19 protein-coding genes are annotated in these 21,574 nt (G+C 64.4%); 11 read left to right on the top strand and 8 right to left on the bottom strand.

Going from position 1 to position 21,574, the window contains the following annotated elements:
* Window positions 1-2: 2 nt before the first annotated feature.
* The 3 genes from QCE63_RS10625 to QCE63_RS10615 all read right to left on the bottom strand — a co-directional run bounded on the left by QCE63_RS10625 (window position 3) and on the right by QCE63_RS10615 (window position 3,161).
* On the bottom strand, window positions 3-791 hold the full coding sequence (locus QCE63_RS10625) for an ATP-binding cassette domain-containing protein (RefSeq protein ID WP_309832768.1): 789 nt from the start codon (window positions 789-791) through the stop codon (window positions 3-5).
* Window positions 792-801: 10 nt separating this feature from the next.
* Window positions 802-1,968, bottom strand: coding sequence for an ABC transporter permease (locus QCE63_RS10620; protein ID WP_309832767.1), 1,167 nt, complete (start codon window positions 1,966-1,968; stop codon window positions 802-804).
* A 140-nt stretch (window positions 1,969-2,108) separates the two neighbouring features.
* Window positions 2,109-3,161, bottom strand: a complete 1,053-nt coding sequence (locus tag QCE63_RS10615; RefSeq protein ID WP_309832766.1) for a sugar ABC transporter substrate-binding protein — start codon at window positions 3,159-3,161, stop codon at window positions 2,109-2,111.
* Between the two features lie 230 nt (window positions 3,162-3,391).
* On the opposite strand from QCE63_RS10615, the gene QCE63_RS10610 reads away from it, so the two are divergent.
* From QCE63_RS10610 to QCE63_RS10600, 3 genes are read left to right on the top strand one after another with little or no spacing between them, the layout of a single operon-like run.
* Window positions 3,392-4,267, top strand: coding sequence for a MurR/RpiR family transcriptional regulator (locus QCE63_RS10610; RefSeq protein WP_309832764.1), 876 nt, complete (start codon window positions 3,392-3,394; stop codon window positions 4,265-4,267).
* Window positions 4,257-5,261, top strand: a complete 1,005-nt coding sequence (gene iolG, locus QCE63_RS10605) for an inositol 2-dehydrogenase (RefSeq protein ID WP_309832763.1) — start codon at window positions 4,257-4,259, stop codon at window positions 5,259-5,261. The genes QCE63_RS10610 and iolG overlap by 11 nt, the downstream gene beginning before the upstream one ends.
* Window positions 5,258-6,274, top strand: coding sequence for a Gfo/Idh/MocA family oxidoreductase (locus tag QCE63_RS10600; RefSeq protein WP_309832762.1), 1,017 nt, complete (start codon window positions 5,258-5,260; stop codon window positions 6,272-6,274). Before iolG ends, QCE63_RS10600 begins: the two co-directional genes overlap by 4 nt.
* Window positions 6,275-6,288: 14 nt before the next feature.
* On the opposite strand, the gene QCE63_RS10595 is transcribed toward QCE63_RS10600, so the two are convergent.
* Both QCE63_RS10595 and QCE63_RS10590 read right to left on the bottom strand, forming a co-directional pair.
* Complete coding sequence (locus QCE63_RS10595) at window positions 6,289-6,624, bottom strand: XRE family transcriptional regulator (protein WP_309832761.1); 336 nt, start codon at window positions 6,622-6,624, stop codon at window positions 6,289-6,291.
* On the bottom strand, window positions 6,621-6,965 hold the full coding sequence (locus QCE63_RS10590; protein WP_309832760.1) for a type II toxin-antitoxin system RelE/ParE family toxin: 345 nt from the start codon (window positions 6,963-6,965) through the stop codon (window positions 6,621-6,623). Before QCE63_RS10590 ends, QCE63_RS10595 begins: the two co-directional genes overlap by 4 nt.
* A gap of 357 nt (window positions 6,966-7,322) precedes the next feature.
* On the opposite strand from QCE63_RS10590, the gene QCE63_RS10585 reads away from it, so the two are divergent.
* The gene (locus tag QCE63_RS10585) at window positions 7,323-7,550 is read left to right on the top strand and encodes a sulfurtransferase TusA family protein (RefSeq protein ID WP_309808949.1); all 228 of its coding nucleotides are present in this window, start codon (window positions 7,323-7,325) and stop codon (window positions 7,548-7,550) included.
* Window positions 7,551-7,637: 87 nt separating this feature from the next.
* Here the strand turns inward: QCE63_RS10585 and galU are convergent, their stop codons facing one another.
* Together galU and QCE63_RS10575 are read right to left on the bottom strand one after the other, a co-directional pair.
* Window positions 7,638-8,519 carry a UTP--glucose-1-phosphate uridylyltransferase GalU gene (gene galU / locus QCE63_RS10580; RefSeq protein WP_309832758.1) on the bottom strand — a complete coding sequence of 294 codons (882 nt, stop codon included), beginning with the start codon at window positions 8,517-8,519 and terminating at the stop codon, window positions 7,638-7,640.
* A gap of 75 nt (window positions 8,520-8,594) precedes the next feature.
* The gene (locus tag QCE63_RS10575) at window positions 8,595-11,462 is read right to left on the bottom strand and encodes a valine--tRNA ligase (RefSeq protein ID WP_309832757.1); all 2,868 of its coding nucleotides are present in this window, start codon (window positions 11,460-11,462) and stop codon (window positions 8,595-8,597) included.
* A 173-nt stretch (window positions 11,463-11,635) separates the two neighbouring features.
* Between QCE63_RS10575 and QCE63_RS10570 the strand changes: the two genes are divergently transcribed.
* The 5 genes from QCE63_RS10570 (at window position 11,636) to QCE63_RS10550 (ending at window position 17,654) form a co-directional block, all read left to right on the top strand.
* Window positions 11,636-14,008, top strand: coding sequence for a UvrD-helicase domain-containing protein (locus QCE63_RS10570; protein WP_309832756.1), 2,373 nt, complete (start codon window positions 11,636-11,638; stop codon window positions 14,006-14,008).
* A complete protein-coding gene (locus QCE63_RS10565; RefSeq protein WP_309832755.1) occupies window positions 14,005-14,757 on the top strand; it encodes a 5'-methylthioadenosine/adenosylhomocysteine nucleosidase in 753 nt (250 codons plus the stop codon). The genes QCE63_RS10570 and QCE63_RS10565 overlap by 4 nt, the downstream gene beginning before the upstream one ends.
* A 136-nt stretch (window positions 14,758-14,893) precedes the next feature.
* On the top strand, window positions 14,894-15,181 hold the full coding sequence (locus QCE63_RS10560; protein WP_309832753.1) for a hypothetical protein: 288 nt from the start codon (window positions 14,894-14,896) through the stop codon (window positions 15,179-15,181).
* 14 nt (window positions 15,182-15,195) lie between these two features.
* Window positions 15,196-15,657, top strand: coding sequence for a hypothetical protein (locus tag QCE63_RS10555; protein WP_309832751.1), 462 nt, complete (start codon window positions 15,196-15,198; stop codon window positions 15,655-15,657).
* A gap of 86 nt (window positions 15,658-15,743) precedes the next feature.
* Window positions 15,744-17,654 (top strand): propionate--CoA ligase, encoded by a 1,911-nt coding sequence (locus tag QCE63_RS10550; RefSeq protein ID WP_309832750.1) that lies wholly within the window; start codon window positions 15,744-15,746, stop codon window positions 17,652-17,654.
* Between the two features lie 62 nt (window positions 17,655-17,716).
* On the opposite strand, the gene QCE63_RS10545 is transcribed toward QCE63_RS10550, so the two are convergent.
* Window positions 17,717-18,979 (bottom strand): MFS transporter, encoded by a 1,263-nt coding sequence (locus QCE63_RS10545; protein ID WP_309832748.1) that lies wholly within the window; start codon window positions 18,977-18,979, stop codon window positions 17,717-17,719.
* A gap of 340 nt (window positions 18,980-19,319) precedes the next feature.
* Between QCE63_RS10545 and QCE63_RS10540 the strand changes: the two genes are divergently transcribed.
* Both QCE63_RS10540 and QCE63_RS10535 read left to right on the top strand, forming a co-directional pair.
* Window positions 19,320-20,972 (top strand): methyl-accepting chemotaxis protein, encoded by a 1,653-nt coding sequence (locus QCE63_RS10540; protein ID WP_309832746.1) that lies wholly within the window; start codon window positions 19,320-19,322, stop codon window positions 20,970-20,972.
* A gap of 157 nt (window positions 20,973-21,129) precedes the next feature.
* Window positions 21,130-21,573, top strand: a complete 444-nt coding sequence (locus tag QCE63_RS10535) for a hypothetical protein (RefSeq protein WP_309832744.1) — start codon at window positions 21,130-21,132, stop codon at window positions 21,571-21,573.
* Window position 21,574: the final 1 nt, after the last annotated feature.

The following is a 21,574-nucleotide window of genomic DNA, read 5'->3' as shown; positions in this document are numbered from 1 at the left end:
CCTCAGATCGTCGCGCCTTCGAGTTCGTTCATCATCTGCTGCATTTCGGCGCCGCCGGCCATCATGTCGAGCACTTCGTTCTTGCTGATGGTGTCCTTCGTGAACGTGCCCATCGAGCGACCGCGATTGAGCAGCGTGAACGAATCGCCGATCGGATAGGCGTGGTGCACGTTGTGCGTGATGAAGATCACCGAGATGCCTTTCTCGCGCGCCTTGTGGATCAGCTTGAGCACGTTGAAGCTCTGCTTCACGCCGAGGGCCGCCGTGGGTTCGTCGAGAATCAGCACGCGCGCGCCGAAGTGGATCGCGCGGGCAATCGCGAGGCATTGCTTTTCGCCGCCGGACATTGTGCCGATAGGCTGATGCGGATCGCGCACGTTGATGCCCATCTCGGCCAGCTTGGCGCGCGAGGTCTCGGCGGCGAGATCGAGATCCATCACGCTGAAGACGCCGAAGCGCTTCTTCTGCGGTTCGCGGCCCATGAAGAAGTTGCGCGCGACCGAGAGCAGCGGCACCAGCGCGAGATCCTGGTACACGGTGGCAATGCCGAGATCCAGCGCGTCCTTTGGCGACTCGAAGCGGACCGGCTTGCCATCGACGAGATAGTCGCCCGACGAAGGCGCGTGCACGCCGGCCAGCGTCTTGATCAGCGTGGACTTGCCGGCGCCGTTGTCGCCCAGCAGGCAGTGCACTTCGCCACGCCTGAGCCGCAAGGTGACGCCGTTCAGCGCGATCACCTTGCCGAAGTACTTGCTGACGTTTTCGAGCGCGAGGATGTTGTCGTCGTTCATGATTGTCTCCTCATTGAGCCTGCGACACGCGGCGGCGCACATAGTGGTTGAAGAGCACGGCGAGCAGCAGCATCACGCCGAGGAACACGCGGAACCAGTCGGAGCTCACGTTCGTGTACGTAATGCCGATCTGCACGACGCCGAAGATCAGCGCGCCAAAGCAGGCGCCGACCACCGAGCCGTAACCGCCCGTCAGCAGCGTGCCGCCGATCACGGCCGCGATGATCGCTTCGAACTCTTTCTGCAGGCCGCGATCCGCCGCCGCTGAACCGATGTCGCACACTTGCAGCACCGCGAACAGGCACGAGCAGAACGCGGTGAGCACGAACAGTGAGATCTTCACGCGCCGCACCGGCACGCCGACATTCTTCGCGGCATTGGCGTCGCCGCCGACGGCGAGGATCCAGTTGCCATAGCGGGTCTTGGCGAGGACGAACGCGCAGACCGCCGCGAGCGCGAACCACCAGATGATGACCTTCGGAATGCCGGGCACGAGCGGTTCGCCGCTGTCGAGCAGCTTGCCGACGCCCATGTGCGCGAGCCACGTGAACACGCCGTGCAGCGCGACGCCATGGAACAGCGTGTTGGCGACGGGATCGCTCTGGGCGAGATCGCCGACACCGGAGATGATGGTGCGGTCCGCGAACATGATCGAGAGCGCGAGCGTGAGGCCGCGCAGGATGAACAGGAACGCGAGCGTGACGATGAAGGACGGCAGGCGCGTCTTCATCACGAGGTAGCCGTTGAGCGCGCCGAGCAGCATCGACGTGACGAATGCGAACAGGATCGCGAGCGACAGCGGCCAGTGCAGATACACGGCGGGCAGCGCGACCATCATGCCGGCGAAGCCGATCATCGAGCCGATGGACAAGTCGAACTCGCCGGCGATCATCAGCAGACACGCGCCGACGGCGAGCAACCCGAGATAGGCGGCGACCTGCGACCAGTTCATCACGCCGTCGAGGTTGAACATGCCCGAGGAACCCGCGCCGAAGCCGAACACGAGGAACACGAGCACGGTGCCGGAGATGGCCGCGAATTCCGGCCGGTTGAGCAGATGGCCGAACCATGACTGGCGACGCACGCGTTCGTCCGACGGCTTGACCGTGTCGGGTGTGTCAGCGGTCTCCGGGTGTGGATTCGCGTGGGGAGGGTAATGCTTGCCGGCTACGCCCATGATGGCTCCTTGAAACGAACTACGATCCTGTGGCGAGTTGCGCGTCTCCACCTGCGTCCACGAAGGGCGGCGGGGGAGACGGGTCGAGCGGATAAAAGCGGGCAGGCCAGGACGGCTGCCCGAAACAGGTCAGGTGACGGTCAACGATATTGACCGGCGTACTTCACGACCTTGTCGAGATTCTCCTTGGTGATGAAGCCCGGACCCGAGCGGATGTTCTTCGGGCCATACGAGGGCTGCAAGCCATAGGTTTCGAGGCGTGCCTTGAATTTCGGATTGGCTTCGAGAATCTGACGGATCTTTGCGGGGTCGGTGGTGTGTTCCTTGTGGACCACCGCGAGCACCGCGACCGGAATGTAGCCCTGCAAGTAGGGCTGCTGGTCGATCGCGAACTTGATGGTGCCGTCCTTGATACCCTTCGCAATGTCATCCGAGAAGTCGAAGGTCACGAAGTAAATCTTGTTTTGCAGGCCCATTTGCGTGACGGCCTTGAGCGTCGCCGAAGCGGGCGTCGGTCCGAGCGTCAGGATTGCCTGCGTGTCCGGATGGTTGCGCAGATAAGCGGAAACCTTCGATTGAATCTCGGTCGGGTCCTGGCCCGAGTCGATGGTCGAGGCCTTGTAGTCGATGCCCAATGCATCCGCGAAGCCCTTGCAGCGATCGAAGGACACCGTATTGGTGGCAATGTGGTTCACGCACAGGAAGGACTTCACGCCCGCGGCCTTCGCCTTCTTGCCGGCCTCGTTGCCCGCCACATATTCCGGCTGGCCGATATGCATGATCGCGCCCAGTTGCGCGCTCTGTTCTTCGGTGCCGGAGTTGATCGTCACGAGCGGAATCTTCTTCGCCGTGACCTTGGTGATCGCGCTCTTCAAGACGTCGAAGTCCGCGATGGTGGTGATGACGCCGTCGTAGTTGCGCGCCGCCGCCTGCTCGATCAGCCGTGACATGTCCGCGATATCGCCGTTCGGCGGGTTGCGGTAGTCGGTCTGTACGTTGAAGTCCTCATCGGCCTGCTTGATCGCATTCTTGATGACGTTCCACCAGGAATCCGAGTCCGGCGCGTGACTGATCAACACGAACTTCGCGTCAGGCGCTGCCTGAGCGGGACTTGCCGACATCCACGCCGCGCTGCACAACGCAGCAGCAGCCGCCAGCGCGCGCAGCGCGGCCCGACCGTTGCAAAGGGTCATTGTCTCCACCTATCTCGGTTGTTGTCTGGTGTGATGTTTTGGCGAACGGGACGCCGGGTTCAGACCGACCGGGCACCGCGTTCAGGACCAAGAGTAGGTCAGTTTCCCGGGGTCTGCAATAGATATTTCACCCGCGATTCAAATGGAAAATACATTCCAATTTACTTCCGTCGTTCCTATAATCGGTTGCACGGCGCGCGGTATCCGGCGCGCACAACACGAGCGTGGACATGGAAGAGACCAGCAACGAAGTGCAGGGCGTCGAGGAACTGATGCAACGGATCACCGGCGCCTACGATTCGCTGCCGCGTCAGCTGAAGAGCGTGGCGACGTATATCGAGCAGCATCGCAGCAGCGTGATGATGGACCGCACCAGCGACATCGCGAGCGCCTGCGGCGTGCATGCTTCCGCCGTGGTGCGGTTTGCGCAGCGCTTCGGCTTCTCGGGCTTTTCGGATTTGCAGGCCGTGTTCAGGCAGGCCTATGCGGGCGGGGAATCGCCGCAGAGCTATCAGGAGCGCATCCGCAAGCTGATCGATGAGAAGGCAGGCGAGGCATCCGGTGTCTCGGTGGCGCGCGAGTTCATCGCGGCGAGCCGCACCGGACTGTCCGAGCTCGAAGCCGGTCTCGATGACGCGCAGTTCGAAGCCGCCGTCGAGATGCTGTCGCAGGCGGAAAACATCTATGTGATCGGCGTGCGCCGGTCGTTCGCGGTGGCGAGCTACATCGTGTATGCGTTGCAGCACACGCGCAAGCGCGTGCATCTCATTTCCGGACTGGGCGGCATGTTCCGCGAGCAGGTCCGCAGCGTGAAGAAGAGTGACGTGGTGATCGCAATCAGTTTCGCGCCCTACGGCAAGGAAACGCAGTATTGCGTGCGCGCCGCGCAGCATCACGGCGCGAAGACACTCGTCATCACCGACAGCCAGCTTTCGCCGCTCGCGCGTCACGCGAGCGCGAGCCTGTTCGTGAAGGAAGGCAGCGCGTTCGCGTTTCGTTCGCTCACGAGCACCATCTGCCTGTGCCAGGCGTTGTTCATCGCGCTTGCGTACCGGCTCGAATTGAACGTCGAGGAATCCAAGGAGACAAGCGGCTATGACGATTGACGTGGCGGTGTTCGGAGCAGGGCGCATCGGCAGGATTCACGCGGCCAATCTCGCGCGGCAGCCGGGCGTGCGGTTGAAGTACGTCGTCGATGTGAACCGCGACGCGGCGGCCGCGCTCGCGAAGGAGCATGGCGCGATGGCCGCCGATATCGATGGCGCGATGGGCGATGCATCGGTCGGCGCGACGGTCATCTGTTCGAGCACGGATACGCATGCCGACCTGATCCTCGCCTCGGCGGCGCAACACAAGCATGTGTTCTGCGAGAAGCCGGTGGACCTGACGGTCGAGCGTGCGCGCGCGTGCGCGGATGCCGTGCAGCAAGCCGGCGTGGTCTGCATGATCGGTTTCCAGCGGCGCTTCGATCCGACGTTCTCGGCCGTGAAAGCGCGCATCGATGCCGGCGAGATCGGCGAGCCCGAGATGCTGATCGTGACGAGCCGCGATCCGGGCGCACCGCCAGTCGAGTACATCGCGCATTCGGGCGGCATCTTCAAGGACATGCTGATTCACGACTTCGATATCTTCCGCTGGATTCTCGACGACGAAGCCGACACGCTGCATGCCACCGGCAGTTGTCTCTCCGATCCGGCCATCGCCGAGGCGGGCGACATCGATTCGACCGCCGTCACGATCCGCACGAAGCGTGGCCGCTTGTGTCAGATCAACACGGCGCGGCGCGCGGCGTATGGCTACGATCAGCGCTTCGAATTGCTGGGCAGTCTGGGCATGCTGCAGGCGGGCAATGTGCGGCCGACCGAAGTCACGGCGTACACGGCGGTCTCGGTATCGAGCGACAAGCCCGAGGCGTTCTTTCTGGAGCGCTATCGCGCGGCGTATGCGGCCGAGATCGCCCATTTCTTCGATGCCGTCAATCATGGCAAGCCGGTGCGCACGACCGTCGCCGACGGGCTCAAGGCGCTTGAGCTCGCCGAAGCCGCCACGCTGTCCTGGCGTGAGAAGCGCATCGTCAGGCTTGGGGAGCAGAGCGCATGAGCGCCGTGCGTTGCGGGATCGTCGGGCTGGGACGGCTCGGACGCCGCCATGCGGAGAATCTGGCGTGGCACGTGCCGGGGGCGCGACTCGTCGCCGCGTGCAGTCCGGTGGAGGAAGAGCGCGCGTGGGCGCGGCAGCGCTGGCCCGAACTGGCGCTGCATGCGGACTACGATGCGTTGCTCGCGGATCCGGCCATCGATGCAGTGTGGCTCGTCACGCCGACCTCGCTGCACGCGACGCAGATCATCGCCGCATTGCGCGCGGGCAAGCACGTGTTCTGCGAGAAGCCGCTGTCGCTGGACCTCGCGGAATGCGACGCGGTGATCGAGGAACATGCGCGTCATCCGCATCTGCAGGTGATGATCGGTTTCGTGCGGCGCTTCGATGCGAGCTATCGCGATGCGTTCGATCAGGTGGCCCGAGGGGCGATCGGACGGCCGTTCATGGTGCGTTCGCAGACCTGCGACATGAACGATCCCGATGGCTTCTTCGTGCGTTTTGCGCCGACATCGGGCGGGCTGTTTCTTGATTGTAGCGTCCACGACATCGATCTCGCGCGCTGGCTGCTGGGTAATCCGAAGGCGAAGCGCGTGTATGCGAGCGGCACGATCGCGATTCATGAGGGCTTGCGGGCGTGCAATGACATCGACAACGGCGTGGGCACGATCGAGTTCGAGGACGGGCGGCTGGCGGTGCTGTATGCGTCGCGGACGATGGCGCACGGGCACGATACGCAGACTGAGGTGATCGGCACGGCGGGGGCGTTGTCGGTGGGGCGCAATCCGCGGCTGAACCGGGTCGAGATCGCCGATGCGCACGGCATGCGGAACGTGTGTACGCCGACGTTTTTCGAGCGTTTCGAGGACGCGTTTCTGCGCGAAGCGCGGGCGTTTGTGGAGTTGTTGCGAGAGGGAACGCAGACGGGACTCACGCTCGATGACGCGCGCGAGGCGACGCGCATCGGGGTGGCGATGCGGCGGGCGTATGAAGAGGGGCGGGGGGTGGAGGTTTGAGACTGGGTTTGTTTCTAACCGATGACCAGCCGAACGGGTTTGCCCACTCTGGCCAGCATTTCGATGAGCGTGTCGATGGTGAACTTGCTTGCCTTCTTGTTCACTACGTCTGAGACGCGGGGCCGCGTGACGTGCAGGATGTCTGCCGCTTCAGCTTGTTTCAAATGATGAGCTTCGATCCATGAGGCGAGTTCGCTCATCAACTGCTCTTTCAGTTCCAGCGTCTGACCGATCAAGGCCATCGATTCGGTTTGGTAGTGCCGCGCTTCGGCTGGCGGGAAGCCTAGCTCGGCGAACAGGTTGGCGCCAGGCTTTGTTACGTGCCGAACTCTCGTGTCCACTTTTTTCATGATGAGGTTTTCCTCTGGCTAGCAATCGCGCGGTAGCGCACCGTCGCAATCTCTTTATCCTTTTGAGACGTCTCCTGCGATTTCTTCTTGAAGCAGTGCAGCACATAGACCGCCTCTTCGAACTCCGCCACGTACATCACGCGATACGCTCCGCTCGGGTCTCGGATACGGATCTCGCGTGCGCCAGGACCGAGGGCGTCGAAAGGCTTCCAGTCCTCCGGGTCGAGTCCAAACTGCAGACGACCAAGTTGAAAGCTGGCTTCGCGTCGCGCGGCCGCGGGGAAGTCAAGCAGGTCGTGAAATGATGAACCAAGCCAGCGGAGTTCTTTCTCTTTGTTCATTGTATAAAAATTTATACGCAAACGGGCGAGTTTATGCGGACACCCGAGTCGAACGTCATCAACTCACGCGGGGAAGCAGGGAAGGGATGTGCAAATGACCGGGTTCAATCTATCGGGATTTCAGCGCGGCATGAACGAGACAAATCTCAACCTGAACGGAGAGGTTGAGCGAAAAGCTCAGCGACATAGGTGCAGGCCTCAGGCATTGCCCACAGGTCCACTGGTGGGCGAAGGAGGTAAGGTCAGAGGCGGCGATGCGCTTTGCCCGGCATCGCTCACGGTGGACGGATGCCCACTACGTTAAAATCGTCCCAACAGAGCGCACCCTCACCAGCCACAAACAAAGGTTCAATCGCGATGGAAGTTCACAAGGAAGTCGACGCGCGCGGGCTCAACTGTCCGTTGCCGATCCTGCGGGCAAAGAAGGCGCTCGCCGACATGACGAGCGGTCAGATCCTGAAGGTTTTGGCCACCGATCCGGGATCGCAGCGCGATTTCGCCGCGTTTGCCAAGCAGACCGGCAATGAGATTGTCGAGGCAACGGCGCAGGACAAGACCTTCGTCTTCCTGATGCGCCGGCGCTAGAAAACCAAGACAGCAGAAAAGCAAAAGGCCCGTCACATCGTGACGGGCCTTTCATCTACAAACCGCGCAAACTGCTCAACCGCAGCTTCAGCCTTCGAGAATCGGCGCGCGATTGCGCAGATATTCCTCGAATTCCGCCTTGACTTCCGGATGGCGCAGCGCGAATTCAACAGTCGCCTTCAGATACCCGAGCTTGCTGCCGCAATCGAAACGCGTGCCGTGGTACTTGTACGCCAGCACCTGCTCATCCGACAGCAGCGATTGAATCGCGTCCGTCAGTTGCAGCTCGCCGCCCGCGCCCGGCTTCAGCGCGCGGATGTGATCGAACACGCGCGGCTTCAGCACATAGCGGCCGACCACGCCCAGATTCGACGGCGCCACCGCCGGCTCTGGCTTCTCGACGATGCCCGACAGCTTGAAGATGTTGTCTTCCCACTCCTTGCCGTCGATGATGCCGTACGACTTCGAGTCCTCCGCCGGAATCTCTTCGACGCCGATCACCGAGCTGTGATAGTGGTCGAAAACTTCGATCATCTGCGACATGACGGGCGGCTTGCCGTACAGCAAGTCGTCGGCGAGGATCACGGCGAACGGGTTGTCGCCCACCAGCTTTTCGGCGCACAGCACCGCGTGACCCAGACCGAGCGCTTCCGCCTGACGCACATAGAAGCAATCGACATGGCTCGGCTTGATGCTGCGCACGAGTTCCAGCAGCTTGGCCTTGCCGCGCGCTTCGAGTTCGGCCTCGATCTCGTAGGATTTGTCGAAGTGATCCTCGATGGCACGCTTGCTGCGGCCCGTCACGAAGATCATCTCGGTAATGCCGGCCGCCATCGCTTCCTCGACCGCGTATTGAATCAGCGGCTTGTCAACGACAGGCAGCATTTCCTTCGGGCTGGCCTTGGTCGCGGGAAGGAACCGCGTGCCCAGACCCGCGACGGGGAATACCGCTTTGGTAACTTTTAGCATGTGATAACCCTGATCCTCTTAAAAACACTTGAACGTCGAGATAACCGAAGGGGCTCGATAAATTCAAACCCCGAATCAAACAGCCATCCGCAATAATTGGGCCTGAAGCTTCTCAATTGTGGTTTCGTATTCTGCCAGCCTTTTCCGCTCCTGTTCCACGACAGCCACCGGCGCTTTTGCAACAAAGCTTTCATTGCCGAGCTTCGCGTTACATTTGACGACTTCGGCGCTCAGACGGTCCACTTCCTTGCCGAGACGCTCGCGTTCGGCGGCAACATCGATCTCCACCTTCAGCACCAGCTTGCTGCCGCCAATGATCGCGACCGGCGCGCCCTGCGCCTCGCGGTCGAGCGCGGCTTCGTCGTCGATGATCTTCACCTCGGACAGACGCGCCAGCGCCGCGACATACGGTGCAAACGTGGCTAGCCGGGTTGCGTCGCCGTGTGCGAGCAACGGCACCTTCACGGCAGGCGACAGATTCATCTCGCCACGCAGATTACGACACGCGTCGATGACACTCTTCAGTTCGGCCGCCCACTGTTCAGACGATTCATCAATCTTTTTCTGTTCGGCGCGCGGGTAGGGCTGGGTCATGATCGACGCTTCGCCTTCCTTCGCGTCCGCCGGGAAGGCGTCGGTCAGCGGCGCCACCTTCTGCCATAGCGCCTCCGTGATGAACGGGATGATCGGATGCGCGAGGCGCAGCACCGTCTCCAGCACGCGCAGCAAGGTGCGGCGCGTGGCCGTCTGCTGTTCCGGCGTGCCGGTCTGGATTTGCACCTTCGCCAGTTCCAGGTACCAGTCGCAGTACTCGTCCCAGACGAACTTGTAAATGGCGCTGGCGACGTTATCGAATCGATAATCCGCGAAACCCTTCTCGACTTCCGCTTCGGTACGCTGCAACAGCGAGACGATCCAGCGGTCTGCCTGCGAGTAATCGGTGTAGCCGCCCGGGCCGCAATCACCCGGCTTGCACGCGCCGGGGTTCGCGAAGCCGCAGTCGTGGCCTTCGCAGTTCATCAGCACGAAGCGCGTGGCGTTCCAGAGTTTGTTGCAGAAGTTGCGGTAGCCCTCGCAACGCGCGAGGTCGAAGTTGACGTTGCGGCCGAGCGTTGCCATCGACGCCATCGTGAAGCGCAGCGCGTCCGTGCCGAACGACGCGATGCCGTCCGGAAATTCCTTGCGCGTCTTCTTCTCGATCTGCGCGGCGGCCTTCGGATTCATGAGGCCCGTGGTGCGCTTCGCGACAAGCGCTTCGAGATCGATGCCATCGACGATATCGATCGGGTCGAGCGTGTTGCCCTTGCTCTTTGACATCTTCTGGCCTTCGGCATCGCGCACCAGGCCATGCACATAGACGGTGTCGAAAGGCACCTTGCCGGTGAAGTGCGTGGTCATCATCACCATTCTGGCGACCCAGAAGAAGATGATGTCGAAGCCCGTCACGAGCACGGAGGAGGGCAGGAACGCCTGCAGTTCCGGCGTGTCGTTCGGCCAGCCGAGCGACGAGAACGGCACCAGCGCCGACGAGAACCACGTGTCGAGCACGTCCTCGTCGCGGCGCAGCGCGCCCGTGTAGCCTTGCGCGTCGGCTTCGGCGCGGGCGTCGTCTTCCGTCTTCGCGACGAAGATCTCGCCGTTTTCGCCGTACCACGCCGGAATCTGATGGCCCCACCAGAGCTGCCGCGAGATGCACCAGTCCTGGATGTTCTCGAGCCACTGGTAATACGTGGTGGTCCAGTTCTCCGGCACGAACTTGATCTGGCCGCTGCGCACGACGTCGAGCGACGTCTCGGTGATCGACTTGCCCGGATTGAACGTGCCTTCCGGCGCGGCCTTGCTCATCGCGACGAACCACTGGTCGGTCAGCATCGGCTCGATGGCCACGCCGGTGCGGTCGCCGCGCGGCACCATCAGTTTGTGCGGCTTGACGGATTCCAGCAGGCCGAGCGCTTCGAGATCCTTGACGACTTCCTTGCGGGCGTCGAAGCGGTCCATGCCGCGATACTTCGCGGGCGCGTTGTCGTTGATCTTTGCGTCGAGCGTGAAGATTTCGATCATCGGCAGCGTGTGGCGCTGGCCCACGGCGTAGTCGTTGAAATCGTGCGCGGGCGTGACCTTCACCACGCCGGTGCCGAATTCACGATCGACGTATTCGTCGGCGATCACCGGAATCTCGCGGTCGCACAGCGGCAGCACCACCGTCTTGCCGATCAGGTGCTGATAGCGCTCGTCATCCGGATGCACCATCACGGCGGTGTCGCCGAGCATGGTCTCGGGCCGCGTGGTGGCGACCGTCAGATGGCCCGAGCCGTCCGGCAGCGGATAGGAGATGTGCCAGAGGTTGCCGTTCTCTTCCTCGCTGACCACTTCCAGGTCCGAGACGGCGGTGCCGAGCACCGGATCCCAGTTCACCAGCCGCTTGCCGCGATAGATGAGGCCCTGCTTGTAGAGCGTCACGAAGACATCGCGCACGGCGGCCGACATCTTGTCGTCCATCGTGAAATATTCACGCGACCAGTCGATCGACGCGCCCAGGCGGCGCACCTGGTTCGTGATGGTCGAGCCGGACTGCTGTTTCCACGCCCACACGCGCTTGAGGAACTCCTCGCGGCCGAGGTCGTGACGCGAGATGCCTTGCGCGTCGAGCTGGCGCTCGACCACGATCTGCGTGGCGATGCCCGCGTGATCGGTGCCGGGCACCCACAGCGTGTTCTCGCCGAGCATGCGGTGATAGCGCGTCAGGCCATCCATGATGGTCTGGTTGAACGCGTGCCCCATGTGCAGCGTGCCGGTGACGTTCGGCGGCGGCAACTGGATGGAGAACTTCTTCGCGCCCTCCTTGAACGTGGGGGCGGCGTAGCCGCGTTGTTCCCATTCCGGGCCCCATTGGGATTCGATCTGCTGAGGCTCGAAGCTCTTGGCAAGCGTGCTGTCGCTCATGGTGGAATCTGCCGAAAAATGCGTGAAAAGATGCGGAGAATCGCCAATTATAAGGTTCCGCACGGGCCATCGGACGAATTCGGCCGAGCGCGCGGCCCGTGCGCCCGAACGTCGCCGGCAGCGCGGTCTTATAATGACCGGCTTGCCTCGATCCCTCCGCGCCGCCTTTTTCCATGCCCGAACTGCTCGCCAACCTGAATCCCGAACAGCACGCCGCCGTGACGCTGCCCGACGAGTCCGCGCTCATTCTCGCGGGCGCCGGCAGCGGCAAGACCCGCGTCCTCATCACCCGCATCGCGTGGCTGATCCAGCAGGGCTATGCGTCGCCGCCCACGGTGCTGGCCGTCACCTTCACGAACAAGGCCGCCAAGGAAATGATGGCGCGGCTCTCGGCGTTGCTGCCGATCGACACGCGCGGCATGTGGATCGGCACGTTTCACGGGCTGTGCAACCGCATGCTGCGCGCGCATTTCCGCGATGCCGGCCTGCCGCAGGCCTTTCAGATCCTCGATACCGCCGACCAGCTGTCCGCCATCAAGCGGCTGATGAAAGGCCTGAATATCGACGACGAGAAATATCCGGCCAAGAATCTCCAGTACTTCATCAACAACGCGAAGGAACAAGGGCTGCGCCCGAAGGACGTCGATGCCACCGACGACTTCAACCGCAAGTTCGTCGAGCTTTATCAGGCCTACGACCAGCAATGCCAGCGCGAAGGCGTGGTCGACTTCCCGGAACTGCTGCTGCGTTGCTTCGAGCTGCTGGCGCACAATCCGCCGCTGCGGGCGCACTACCAGGCGCGCTTTCGCAATATCCTCGTCGACGAGTTCCAGGACACCAACAAGCTCCAGTACGCGTGGCTCAAGATGCTGGCGGGCGAGCACAACGCGATCTTCGCGGTCGGCGACGACGACCAGTCCATCTACGCGTTTCGCGGCGCGAATGTCGGCAACATGCACGACTTCGAGCGCGAGTTCCGCGTGCGCAATCTGATCAAGCTGGAGCAGAACTACCGGTCGCACGGGCATATTCTCGACGCGGCCAACTATCTGATCGCCAACAACGCCAACCGGCTCGGCAAGAACCTGCGTACCGACGCGGGGCACGGCGAGCAGGTGCGCGTCTACGAGGCAGCGACGGATTCGCAGGAAGCGGGCTGGATCGTCGAGGAAATCAAGGCGCTGATTCATGCGGGTGCGGCGCGTGGCGAGATCGCGGTGCTGTATCGGAGCAATGCGCAGTCGCGAACCATCGAGCACACGCTGGTGAACGCGGGCATTCCGTATCGCGTGTATGGCGGCCTGCGCTTCTTCGAGCGCCAGGAAGTGAAGCACGCGCTCGCGTATCTGCGTCTGATCGACAATCCCAACGACGACACCGCGTTCGCGCGCGTCGTCAACTTTCCGACGCGCGGCATTGGCGCGCGTTCCATCGAGCAGGTCGCCGACGCGGCGCGTCTCTATAACTGTTCGATGGCCGCCGCCGTGCCCTACGTCACCGGCAAGGCGGGTTCGAGCCTCGGCGCGTTCGCGACGCTGGTCGCGAAGATGCGCGCGGAGACGCAGCAGATGAGCCTGCCGGAAACGGTCGAGTACGTGGTGCGCGCGAGCGGGCTCGCGGCGTTCTATGAAACCGAGCGCGAAGGCCAGGACCGGCTGGAGAACTTGCAGGAACTCGTGAACGCGGCCGCGGCTTTCGTGAGCGAGGAAGGCTATGGCCTCGACACGCCGGCGCGGTCCATTCCGCTGCGTCCGGGCGCGACGGCGGCGCCGGAGATCGCGGCGGTGAGCGAAGACGGCGAAATCGAAGTGCTCGACGCGCCCGGCATCGCCGACCCCGCGCAGAATCCCGACACGATGACGCCGCTCGCGGGCTTCCTGTCGCATGCATCGCTCGAAGCCGGCGACAATCAGGCGCAGGCCGGCCAGGACGCGGTCCAGCTGATGACCGTGCATGCGGCCAAGGGCCTCGAATTCATGGCGGTGTTCATCACCGGGCTGGAAGAAGGGTTGTTCCCGCACGAGAACAGCGCGCAGGAATCGGACGGACTGGAAGAGGAACGTCGCCTCATGTATGTGGCGATCACGCGCGCCAAGGAACGGCTGTATTTGTCGTTCGCGCAGAGCCGCATGCTGCACGGCCAGACCCGTTACAACATCCGCTCGCGCTTCTTCGACGAACTGCCCGAAGGCACGCTCAAGTGGCTCACGCCCAAGGTTGAGCCGGGCGCGCGCTGGGGCGGACGCTCCGACAACGCCGGCTGGGGCCGCGACTGGTTCGCGCGGCCGGGGCAGGAGCGCGGCGGTTCGTCGTATGCGCGCGGCCAGCAGGCCTCGGGCGCGGCGCTGCCGTCGTTTGCCAACGAGCAGCGCGCCGCCGACACCGGCTTCAAGGTCGGTCAGGCCGTGTTCCACACGAAGTTCGGCGAAGGCACCGTGACCGCGCTGGAAGGCGCCGGCGGCGATGCCCGCGCACAAGTGCGCTTCAAGCGTCACGGCGAGAAATGGCTTGCGCTGGCAATCGCGAAGCTGCAGGCCGTCGAATGAAACGGCTCGGCATCATGGCCGCGCTGCCGCAGGAACTGGGCGATTTGATCGCGCAGATGCAGGCAGCCGGCGATTTCCGCACGGTGACGCTCGGGCGGCGCGAGTATCACATCGGTCAGGCGCATGGCGTGCCGCTCGTCGCGACGCTGGCGCGCATCGGCAAAGTTGCGGCCGCCGCGACGGCCAGCGCGCTGATTCATGTCTTCGACGTCGATGCCATCGTTTTCACGGGCGTCGCGGGCGGCGTGCAGGCTGATGTCAAAGTGGGCGACATCGTCGTCGCGGATGCGCTGCTGCAGCACGATCTCGACGCTTCGCCGCTGTTTCCGCGCTATGAAGTGCCGCTGCTCGAGCGCGCGCGTTTCGCGTCCGATGCCGCGTTGAGCAATGCGCTTGCCGCCGCGGCCGCCTCCTTCGCGGCCGAACAGGGTGCCGCGCTCGCGGACCGCTTCGGCATCGCGGTGCCGCGCGTGCATCGCGGTCTGATCATCAGCGGTGACCGCTTCATCGCCAGCCATGACGCGCTGCTTGCCTTGCGCGATGTATTGCCGGACGCGCTGGCCGTCGAAATGGAAGGCGCGGCGCTCGCGCAAGTCTGTTTCGAGCACGACGTGCCGTGCGCCGTCGTGCGCACCATCTCCGATACCGCCGACGCCGCCGCGCCCACCTCTTTCCTCGATTTCCTCACGGCGATCGCCGCGACCTGGTCGTCGGGCATCGTTGCGCGCTTTCTCCCCGCCAGCCGCTGAACTTTGCCCTGCTCCAGACGGGCAGGGCTTTCCCGCATTTTGCCCGGATTGGCCAAATCCCGCTTGTAGTTGAGAATGATTCTCAATACAATGACGTCCCAGAACCTGAGGCTACAAAACGGGAGGTCCCGAGACCATGACCAACGATTTCACCGCCATCGGCGCGGCGGGCGCGGCAAGTCCCGCCTGCGCGACGGACGAGCGGGAAACACGCAGTGATGCACGCGCAGTGTCGGTGAATGCCGAGCGCGTGCTCGACACGACGCGCCGCGCGTGGAGCGAAGCCGCCGCGAACCCGGCGCAAGCCCATGCCGAGCGCCGCCCGAAACGCGCCGCGCAATCGAAACGGCGCGTGGTGCCGCGGCTGTCGCGCTGGCCGAACCTGATCGCCTCACTGAACTACTGGAGTCCGAAACCGCTGTGAATGCCGCCGATTCCGTGACGAGATCCGTCGAAATTCCGTCGCTCGTGCTCGACGAGCGTTTCTTCGATACGAGCCGTTTCCCGTTCGTGCGACTGCGGCCGCGCGCCGTCCGGCCGGGCTACGCGTTCGCGTGGAGCGCGCAGATGAGCCGCCTGCTGGCGCTCGCGACGCCGTTCGTGCTGGCCGTCGAGCACGACGAGCGCGAATCCGCCGACGACGCCCGCCTGCGCGCCGCATGGATGCGCACGCATCGCGCGGTGCTCGCCACGTTCTGCCGTGGACTGATCGTCGTGGAGCCGCGCATCGAGGCGCGCGCGACGACCCGCGAAACGCAGCGCGCGCTGACCGAGGGTTGCGGCGTGCGGACGGTCGTCGTGTCGAGCCTGCGGGTGGCGGGCGAACTCGCGCCCGTGCTGCTCAAGCATTCCGCGCCTGCGGTCGCGCCGTTGCCCGCGACGCGCAGCAAGGCGCGCTGACCGCCGTCACGCCCGGCATCGATCAGGGCGCGCCCGTCTAGCAGGGGTTTTACGGCTGCTCTATCCTGAGGAGCCACCAAGCCGCCTTGCAGAGGACGACGCGCATGCCGAGTTACCGAGAAGCGTATCGCCGGTCGATCGAGCAACCTGAAGACTTCTGGGCCGAACAGGCCCGCCGCATCCACTGGCAGACGCCGTTCGATCAGGTGCTCGACCGGAGCCGTCCGCCGTTCGCGCGCTGGTTCGTCGGCGGCCGGACCAATCTCTGTCATAACGCCGTCGACCGCCATCTGGCCTCGCGCGCGGAGCAGGACGCGCTCGTGTATGTATCGACGGAAACGGGTATCGAGCGCCGCTACACCTACGCCGAGCTGCATGCCGAAGTGAACCGCATGGCGGCCGTCATGCGCTCTCTGCACGTGAAGAAGGGCGACCGCGTGCTGATCTATTTGCCGATGATCCCCGAAGCGCTCTTCGCGATGCTCGCCTGCGCGCGCCTCGGCGCGATTCACTCGGTCGTGTTCGGCGGCTTCGCGGCGCCCAATCTGGCCGCGCGCATCGACGATGCCGAGCCCGCGCTCATCGTCACGGCGGATGCGGGCGCGCGCGGGGGCCGGGTGATCGACTACACCCCGCTCGTCGACGAAGCGCTCTCGCGCGCGGAATTCAAGGTGCCGCAGGTGCTGCTGATCGACCGGCAACTGGCGCCGGAGCGTCTGCAAGCGAGCTATCTGGTCGCCTACGAACCGCTGCGCGAACGTTACTTCGACGCCCACGTGCCGTGCGAATGGCTTGAATCCAACGAGCCGTCCTACGTGCTCTACACCTCCGGCACGACCGGCCGGCCGAAAGGCGTGCAGCGCGATGTCGGCGGCTATGCGGTGGCGCTCGCTGCATCGATGGAGCACATCTTCGAAGGCCAGCCCGGCGACACGATGTTCACCGCGTCCGACATCGGCTGGGTGGTGGGGCACAGCTACATCATCTATGCGCCGCTGATCGCCGGCTGTACGACCGTCATGTACGAAGGCACGCCCATCCGTCCCGACGGCGGCATCTGGTGGCGGCTCGTGAAGCAATACGGCATCAACCTGATGTTCACCGCGCCCACGGCGATCCGCGTGCTCAAGAAACAGGACCCGGCGCTGATGGAGCGTTATGACCTGTCGAGCCTGCGCACGCTGTTCCTCGCCGGCGAGCCGCTCGACGAACCCACGGCGCGCTGGATCCAGGACGCGCTGCACAAGCCCGTCATCGACAACTACTGGCAGACCGAAACCGGCTGGCCAATGATCGCGATCCCGCGCGGCATCGAGGCCTTGCCGTCGAAGCTCGGTTCGCCGGGCGTGCCGTCGCTGGGCTTCGGGCTCAAGCTGCGCAACGAAACCAGCGGCGACGAATGCGCGCCGGGCGAGAAGGGCGTGGTCACGCTGGACTATCCGCTGCCGCCGGGCTGCATGCAGACGGTGTGGGGCGACGACCAGCGTTTCGTGGACACCTACTGGAACAGCGTGCCGAACCAGCTCGTCTACTCGACCTTCGACTGGGGCGTGCGGGACGAAGACGGCTATGTGTCGATCCTCGGGCGCACCGACGACGTGATCAACGTCGCGGGGCATCGGCTGGGGACGCGGGAGATCGAGGAAGCGCTGTCGGCGCACGCGGCGGTCGCGGAGGTGGCGGTGGTCGGTATCGCCGATGCGGTCAAGGGGCAGGCGGCGGCGGCTTTCGTCGTGCTGCGCGATGCGGCGTGCATCGAGGCGCCGGGCGCGCGCGAGGGCATGGAAGCCGAGTTGTGCCGCGCGGTGGATAGTCAATTGGGCGCGATCGCGCGTCCGGCGCGTGTGCACTTCGTGACGATGCTGCCGAAAACGCGCTCGGGCAAGCTGCTGCGCCGCGCGATCGCGGCGCTGGCGGAAGGGCGTGATCCGGGCGAACTGCCCACCATCGAAGACCCGGGCGCGCTGGCGCAGGTGCGGGAGGCGCTGGGATCCTGAGGCGCCAATGCAAACGGCGGGCGCATGCGCCCGCCGTCGTCAGCACGCATCAACCGCGTAAATCAGGCCTTCGCATGTTCGTCGTGCGTTTTCGGCAGCAGCACCGTCAGCACCCCGATCAGCGGCAGGAACGCGCAGACCTTGTAGACGAACTCGATGCTCGTCGCATCGGCCAGCTGGCCGAGCACCGCGGCGCCGACGCCGCCCATGCCGAACGCGAAGCCGAAGAACAGGCCCGCGACCATGCCGACCTTGCCGGGAATCAGCTCGGTCGCATACACCAGGATGGCGGAGAACGCCGACGCCAGCACCAGCCCGATGATCACCGACAGCACGCTGGTCCAGAACAGGTTCGCATAGGGCATCAGCAGCGTGAACGGCGCGACGCCGAGAATCGACACCCAGATCACCGCCTTGCGCCCGACCTTGTCGCCGATCGGCCCGCCGACCACCGTGCCCGCCGCGACCGAGGCGAGGAACACGAACAGGTGGATCTGCGCCGACTGCACCGACAGCCCGAACTTGTTGATCAGATAGAAGGTGAAGTAGCTGTTGATGCTCGCGAGGTAGAAATACTTCGAGAACACGAGCAGCACGAGCACGCTCATGGCCATGATGACGGTCTTGCGCGGCAGGGTGGACTGCTGCACCTGGGCGCGCCCTTTCTTGGTGGCGGGATGACGCTTGTACCAGCGGCCGATGTTGGCGAGCACGAACATCGCGACGAGCGCCGCCGCCGAGAACCACGCAATGCTGCGCTGGCCGTGCGGAATGATGATCAGCGCGGCGAGCAGCGGTCCGAGCGACGAACCGGCATTGCCGCCCACCTGGAACAGCGACTGCGCGAGGCCGTGCTTGCCGCCCGAGGCCATGCGCGCCACCCGCGACGATTCCGGATGGAACACCGACGAGCCGCAGCCGACCAGCGCCGCCGCGACCAGCAGCATGCCGAAGCTGCCCGCCACCGACATCAGCAACAGCCCCGCCAGCGTGAAGCCCATGCCGACCGGCAGCGAGTAGGGCTTGGGGTGCTTGTCGGTATAGAGCCCGACGAGCGGTTGCAGCAGCGACGCCGTGATCTGGTAGGTCAGCGTGATGAGGCCGATCTGCCCGAACGAGAGCGCGAACTCGCTCTTGAACATGGGGTAGATCGCCAGGATCAGCGACTGGATCATGTCATTCAGCAGATGCGAAAAGCTGATTGCGCCCAATACCGAATAGACGGTGCGCTGGGCTGCGGCCACGGGCTTGGCCGTTTGGGTATCGGAAGTGCCGGCCGTCGCGCCGGCGGGCGACAACGCGCCCTTGTCGATGCTGGTTTGCATGGTGAATGGCTGAGGTAAGCGGAATCGTCTCTGTTTTTGTTGTTTCAAGTCAGCCATTTATGCGCTAACTGAATTTCTGACAAGTGTAGGCTGTCCCCGACGCGTTGTCCTGCCAAGCTTTGTCGCGAATCGGACAGCCTGGTGCACCGCGATCGATCATTCCACAGACAAAAAGCATTTTTGGCACGCTATAACCGTATAAAGCGGCAGCGAACGTCTGTTCGCTTACCGTAGAAGCGCGGCTCAAGAAAGCCGGCCAACTGCCGTACTACCGGCGGGACCAGACCCGGACGCGCCACACGACGGCGCCGTCCGCAGACCACAAGCGGGGATTCGATCGATGAAACTGTTTTCGCTACGCGGCTCACAGGCCGCGGGCTTTCCAGCGCACGCCCAGCGCACATCCTTCACGGCCACGGCCCGGCCACGCGGAATGTCCGTCAAGGCATCGCTCAGACTGGCGTTCGGCGTGGTGCTCGCGGGCACGCTCGTCATCGGCGCGCTGGCGCTGACGCAGATCAGCCGCCTCAACGGCTCGACCGAATCCATCTACACGCAAGGCTATGTCGCGAGCCGCGCCGCCGAGGAAACGCGCGGCTATCTGCTGCGCGCGAGCCGGTCGCAAAAGATGCTGCTCACTGCCAGCACCGCAAAAGAACGCGACGATCTCGGCGCGGAAATCGAGCAGGCGCTCGCGGGCATCGGCCGGGAACAGGCGCAACTGGCCCAGTACGTCGATCACGCCGACCATGACGCACTCGCGCAGCAGAAGGCTTTCGCCGGCGCCGTCGGCACCTGGAGCAACAACCTGCGCACCTTCGTGAAGCTCGTCAAGGAACAGCCGCTCGATCTGTCGCAGATGAACTGGCAGGTCGGCACCCAGGACGTGTCGCTGCTGGTCGAGACCGGCAAGCTCGAAAAGCGCGTCGATGAGCTCGTCGCGCGCCGGGGCGCCGCCGCGCGCGCCACCATCGATGCCGCCGCGTTCATCTTCCATTCGTCGTTCGTGATGGTGTCCGTGCTGACGCTCGCGCTGTGCGCGCTCGCGATCTGCGTCTCCGAATGGGTCGTGCGGCGGCTCGCCGGACAGCTCGGCGGCGAGCCTGCTTACGCGAAGGACATCGCGCGGCGCATCGCGGCGGGCGACCTGGCCCACGAGATCACGCTCCGGCGCCGCGACGACGACAGCATGCTGCACGCGCTCGCCGACATGCGGGCCGGCCTCTCGGCGACCGTCGGCGACATCGCGGCGAGTGCGGAGGCGATCGCTTCGGCATCGAGCGAAATCTCGACCGGCAATGTCGACCTGTCGCGCCGCACGGAGGAACAGGCGGTCGCGCTGGAGAAGACCGCGACCAGCATGGAGCAGCTCACCTCGACCGTGCGTCAGAACGCCGACAACGCTATGCAGGCGAGCACGCTGGCGCAGAGCGCGTCAGCGATCGCGGAGAAGGGCGGCGCGGTGGTGAACCGCGTCGTCGAGACGATGCAGCGGATCGATGCGAGCGCGAAGAGCATCGGCGACATCATCGGCGTGATCGAGGGCATCGCATTCCAGACCAACATCCTCGCGCTGAATGCGGCCGTCGAGGCGGCGCGCGCGGGCGAACAGGGACGCGGCTTCGCGGTCGTCGCGGGCGAGGTGCGCAGCCTCGCGCAGCGGTCGTCGTCGGCGGCCAAGGAGATCAAGGGCTTGATCGACACGTCGGTATCGCGCGTGTCCGACGGCTCCGCCTACGCGCAGCAAGCCGGCACGACGATGGAGGAAGTCGTGCGCGCGGTGCGCCGCGTCACCGACATCATGGGCGAGATTTCGGCGGCGTCGGCCGAGCAGAAGACGGGCATCGAGTCGATCGGCGACGCGGTCTCGAAGATGGACGCCGGCACGCAGCAGAACGCGGCGCTGGTCGAACAGGCGGCGGCCGCCGCGCAATCGCTCGACGATCAGGCGCGCGCGCTGAAAGCGCTGGTCGGCAAATTCCAGCTGGCCTGAAGCAGACGCTGGGGTAAAATCACGGACGGGCGAGGCAGGGCGCCCGTTCTCGCGAAAGTCCTACGCACCTGACCACGACCTACCGTCACCCTGGATCGAACCGCAACGTCGAACCTTTTCAGCCGCAGCGAGAACGGCGCCATAAAGGAACAACGTCATGTGGTCTACATCCTGTCCCATCGCTTCACCCGTTTCCCCAGGCAACTACCTGCGCGAGCACGCGCGACGCCTGCTGCGCCTCGCCCGCGACGGCGACACGAGCGCGTCGATGCCCGTCCTGCGCCGCCTGCTCGCGGCGCGTATCCTGCCGGCCAGCAGTCTCACACAACTCCACGCGCGGCGCGCGGACCTGCAACTGAAGCACTTGCTCGCGCTCATCGCCACCGAACTGGGCTACGCGAACTGGGACGCGTGCAAGGCCGCGATCGACACGCAGCCGGATGCGGTCATCGACCGCTACCGGCTCGACGCCGGCGCGTTCAATGACTTCGAGAAGAACTGGTTTGCGGACGAGGCGGACGCGCTCGACTGGCAACGCACGCACGGCGGCTATGTCGTGCGCTACGGCGAGCAGGCCGTGGCGATATTGAAACGGGAATAAG

This window comes from Caballeronia sp. LZ065, from assembly GCF_031450975.1.
Lineage (GTDB): Bacteria > Pseudomonadota > Gammaproteobacteria > Burkholderiales > Burkholderiaceae > Caballeronia.
The sequence above is the reverse complement of the archived record's forward strand: the minus strand, read 5'-3'. Positions and strand labels throughout refer to the sequence as shown.

What these genes read in the sequence shown, in the direction of transcription:
- QCE63_RS10535 (WP_309832744.1), top strand. Translation starts at nt 21,130, where the DNA reads ATGTGGTCTACATCCTGTCCCATCGCTTCACCCGTTTCCCCAGGCAAC.
- QCE63_RS10615 (WP_309832766.1), bottom strand. Translation starts at nt 3,161, where the DNA reads ATGACCCTTTGCAACGGTCGGGCCGCGCTGCGCGCGCTGGCGGCTGCT.
- galU (WP_309832758.1), bottom strand. Translation starts at nt 8,519, where the DNA reads ATGCTAAAAGTTACCAAAGCGGTATTCCCCGTCGCGGGTCTGGGCACG.
- QCE63_RS10540 (WP_309832746.1), top strand. Translation starts at nt 19,320, where the DNA reads ATGAAACTGTTTTCGCTACGCGGCTCACAGGCCGCGGGCTTTCCAGCG.
- QCE63_RS10545 (WP_309832748.1), bottom strand. Translation starts at nt 18,979, where the DNA reads ATGCAAACCAGCATCGACAAGGGCGCGTTGTCGCCCGCCGGCGCGACG.
- QCE63_RS10590 (WP_309832760.1), bottom strand. Translation starts at nt 6,965, where the DNA reads ATGAACAAAGAGAAAGAACTCCGCTGGCTTGGTTCATCATTTCACGAC.
- QCE63_RS10610 (WP_309832764.1), top strand. Translation starts at nt 3,392, where the DNA reads ATGGAAGAGACCAGCAACGAAGTGCAGGGCGTCGAGGAACTGATGCAA.
- QCE63_RS10600 (WP_309832762.1), top strand. Translation starts at nt 5,258, where the DNA reads ATGAGCGCCGTGCGTTGCGGGATCGTCGGGCTGGGACGGCTCGGACGC.
- QCE63_RS10620 (WP_309832767.1), bottom strand. Translation starts at nt 1,968, where the DNA reads ATGGGCGTAGCCGGCAAGCATTACCCTCCCCACGCGAATCCACACCCG.
- QCE63_RS10565 (WP_309832755.1), top strand. Translation starts at nt 14,005, where the DNA reads ATGAAACGGCTCGGCATCATGGCCGCGCTGCCGCAGGAACTGGGCGAT.
- QCE63_RS10575 (WP_309832757.1), bottom strand. Translation starts at nt 11,462, where the DNA reads ATGAGCGACAGCACGCTTGCCAAGAGCTTCGAGCCTCAGCAGATCGAA.
- QCE63_RS10570 (WP_309832756.1), top strand. Translation starts at nt 11,636, where the DNA reads ATGCCCGAACTGCTCGCCAACCTGAATCCCGAACAGCACGCCGCCGTG.
- QCE63_RS10585 (WP_309808949.1), top strand. Translation starts at nt 7,323, where the DNA reads ATGGAAGTTCACAAGGAAGTCGACGCGCGCGGGCTCAACTGTCCGTTG.
- QCE63_RS10560 (WP_309832753.1), top strand. Translation starts at nt 14,894, where the DNA reads ATGACCAACGATTTCACCGCCATCGGCGCGGCGGGCGCGGCAAGTCCC.
- QCE63_RS10595 (WP_309832761.1), bottom strand. Translation starts at nt 6,624, where the DNA reads ATGAAAAAAGTGGACACGAGAGTTCGGCACGTAACAAAGCCTGGCGCC.
- QCE63_RS10625 (WP_309832768.1), bottom strand. Translation starts at nt 791, where the DNA reads ATGAACGACGACAACATCCTCGCGCTCGAAAACGTCAGCAAGTACTTC.
- iolG (WP_309832763.1), top strand. Translation starts at nt 4,257, where the DNA reads ATGACGATTGACGTGGCGGTGTTCGGAGCAGGGCGCATCGGCAGGATT.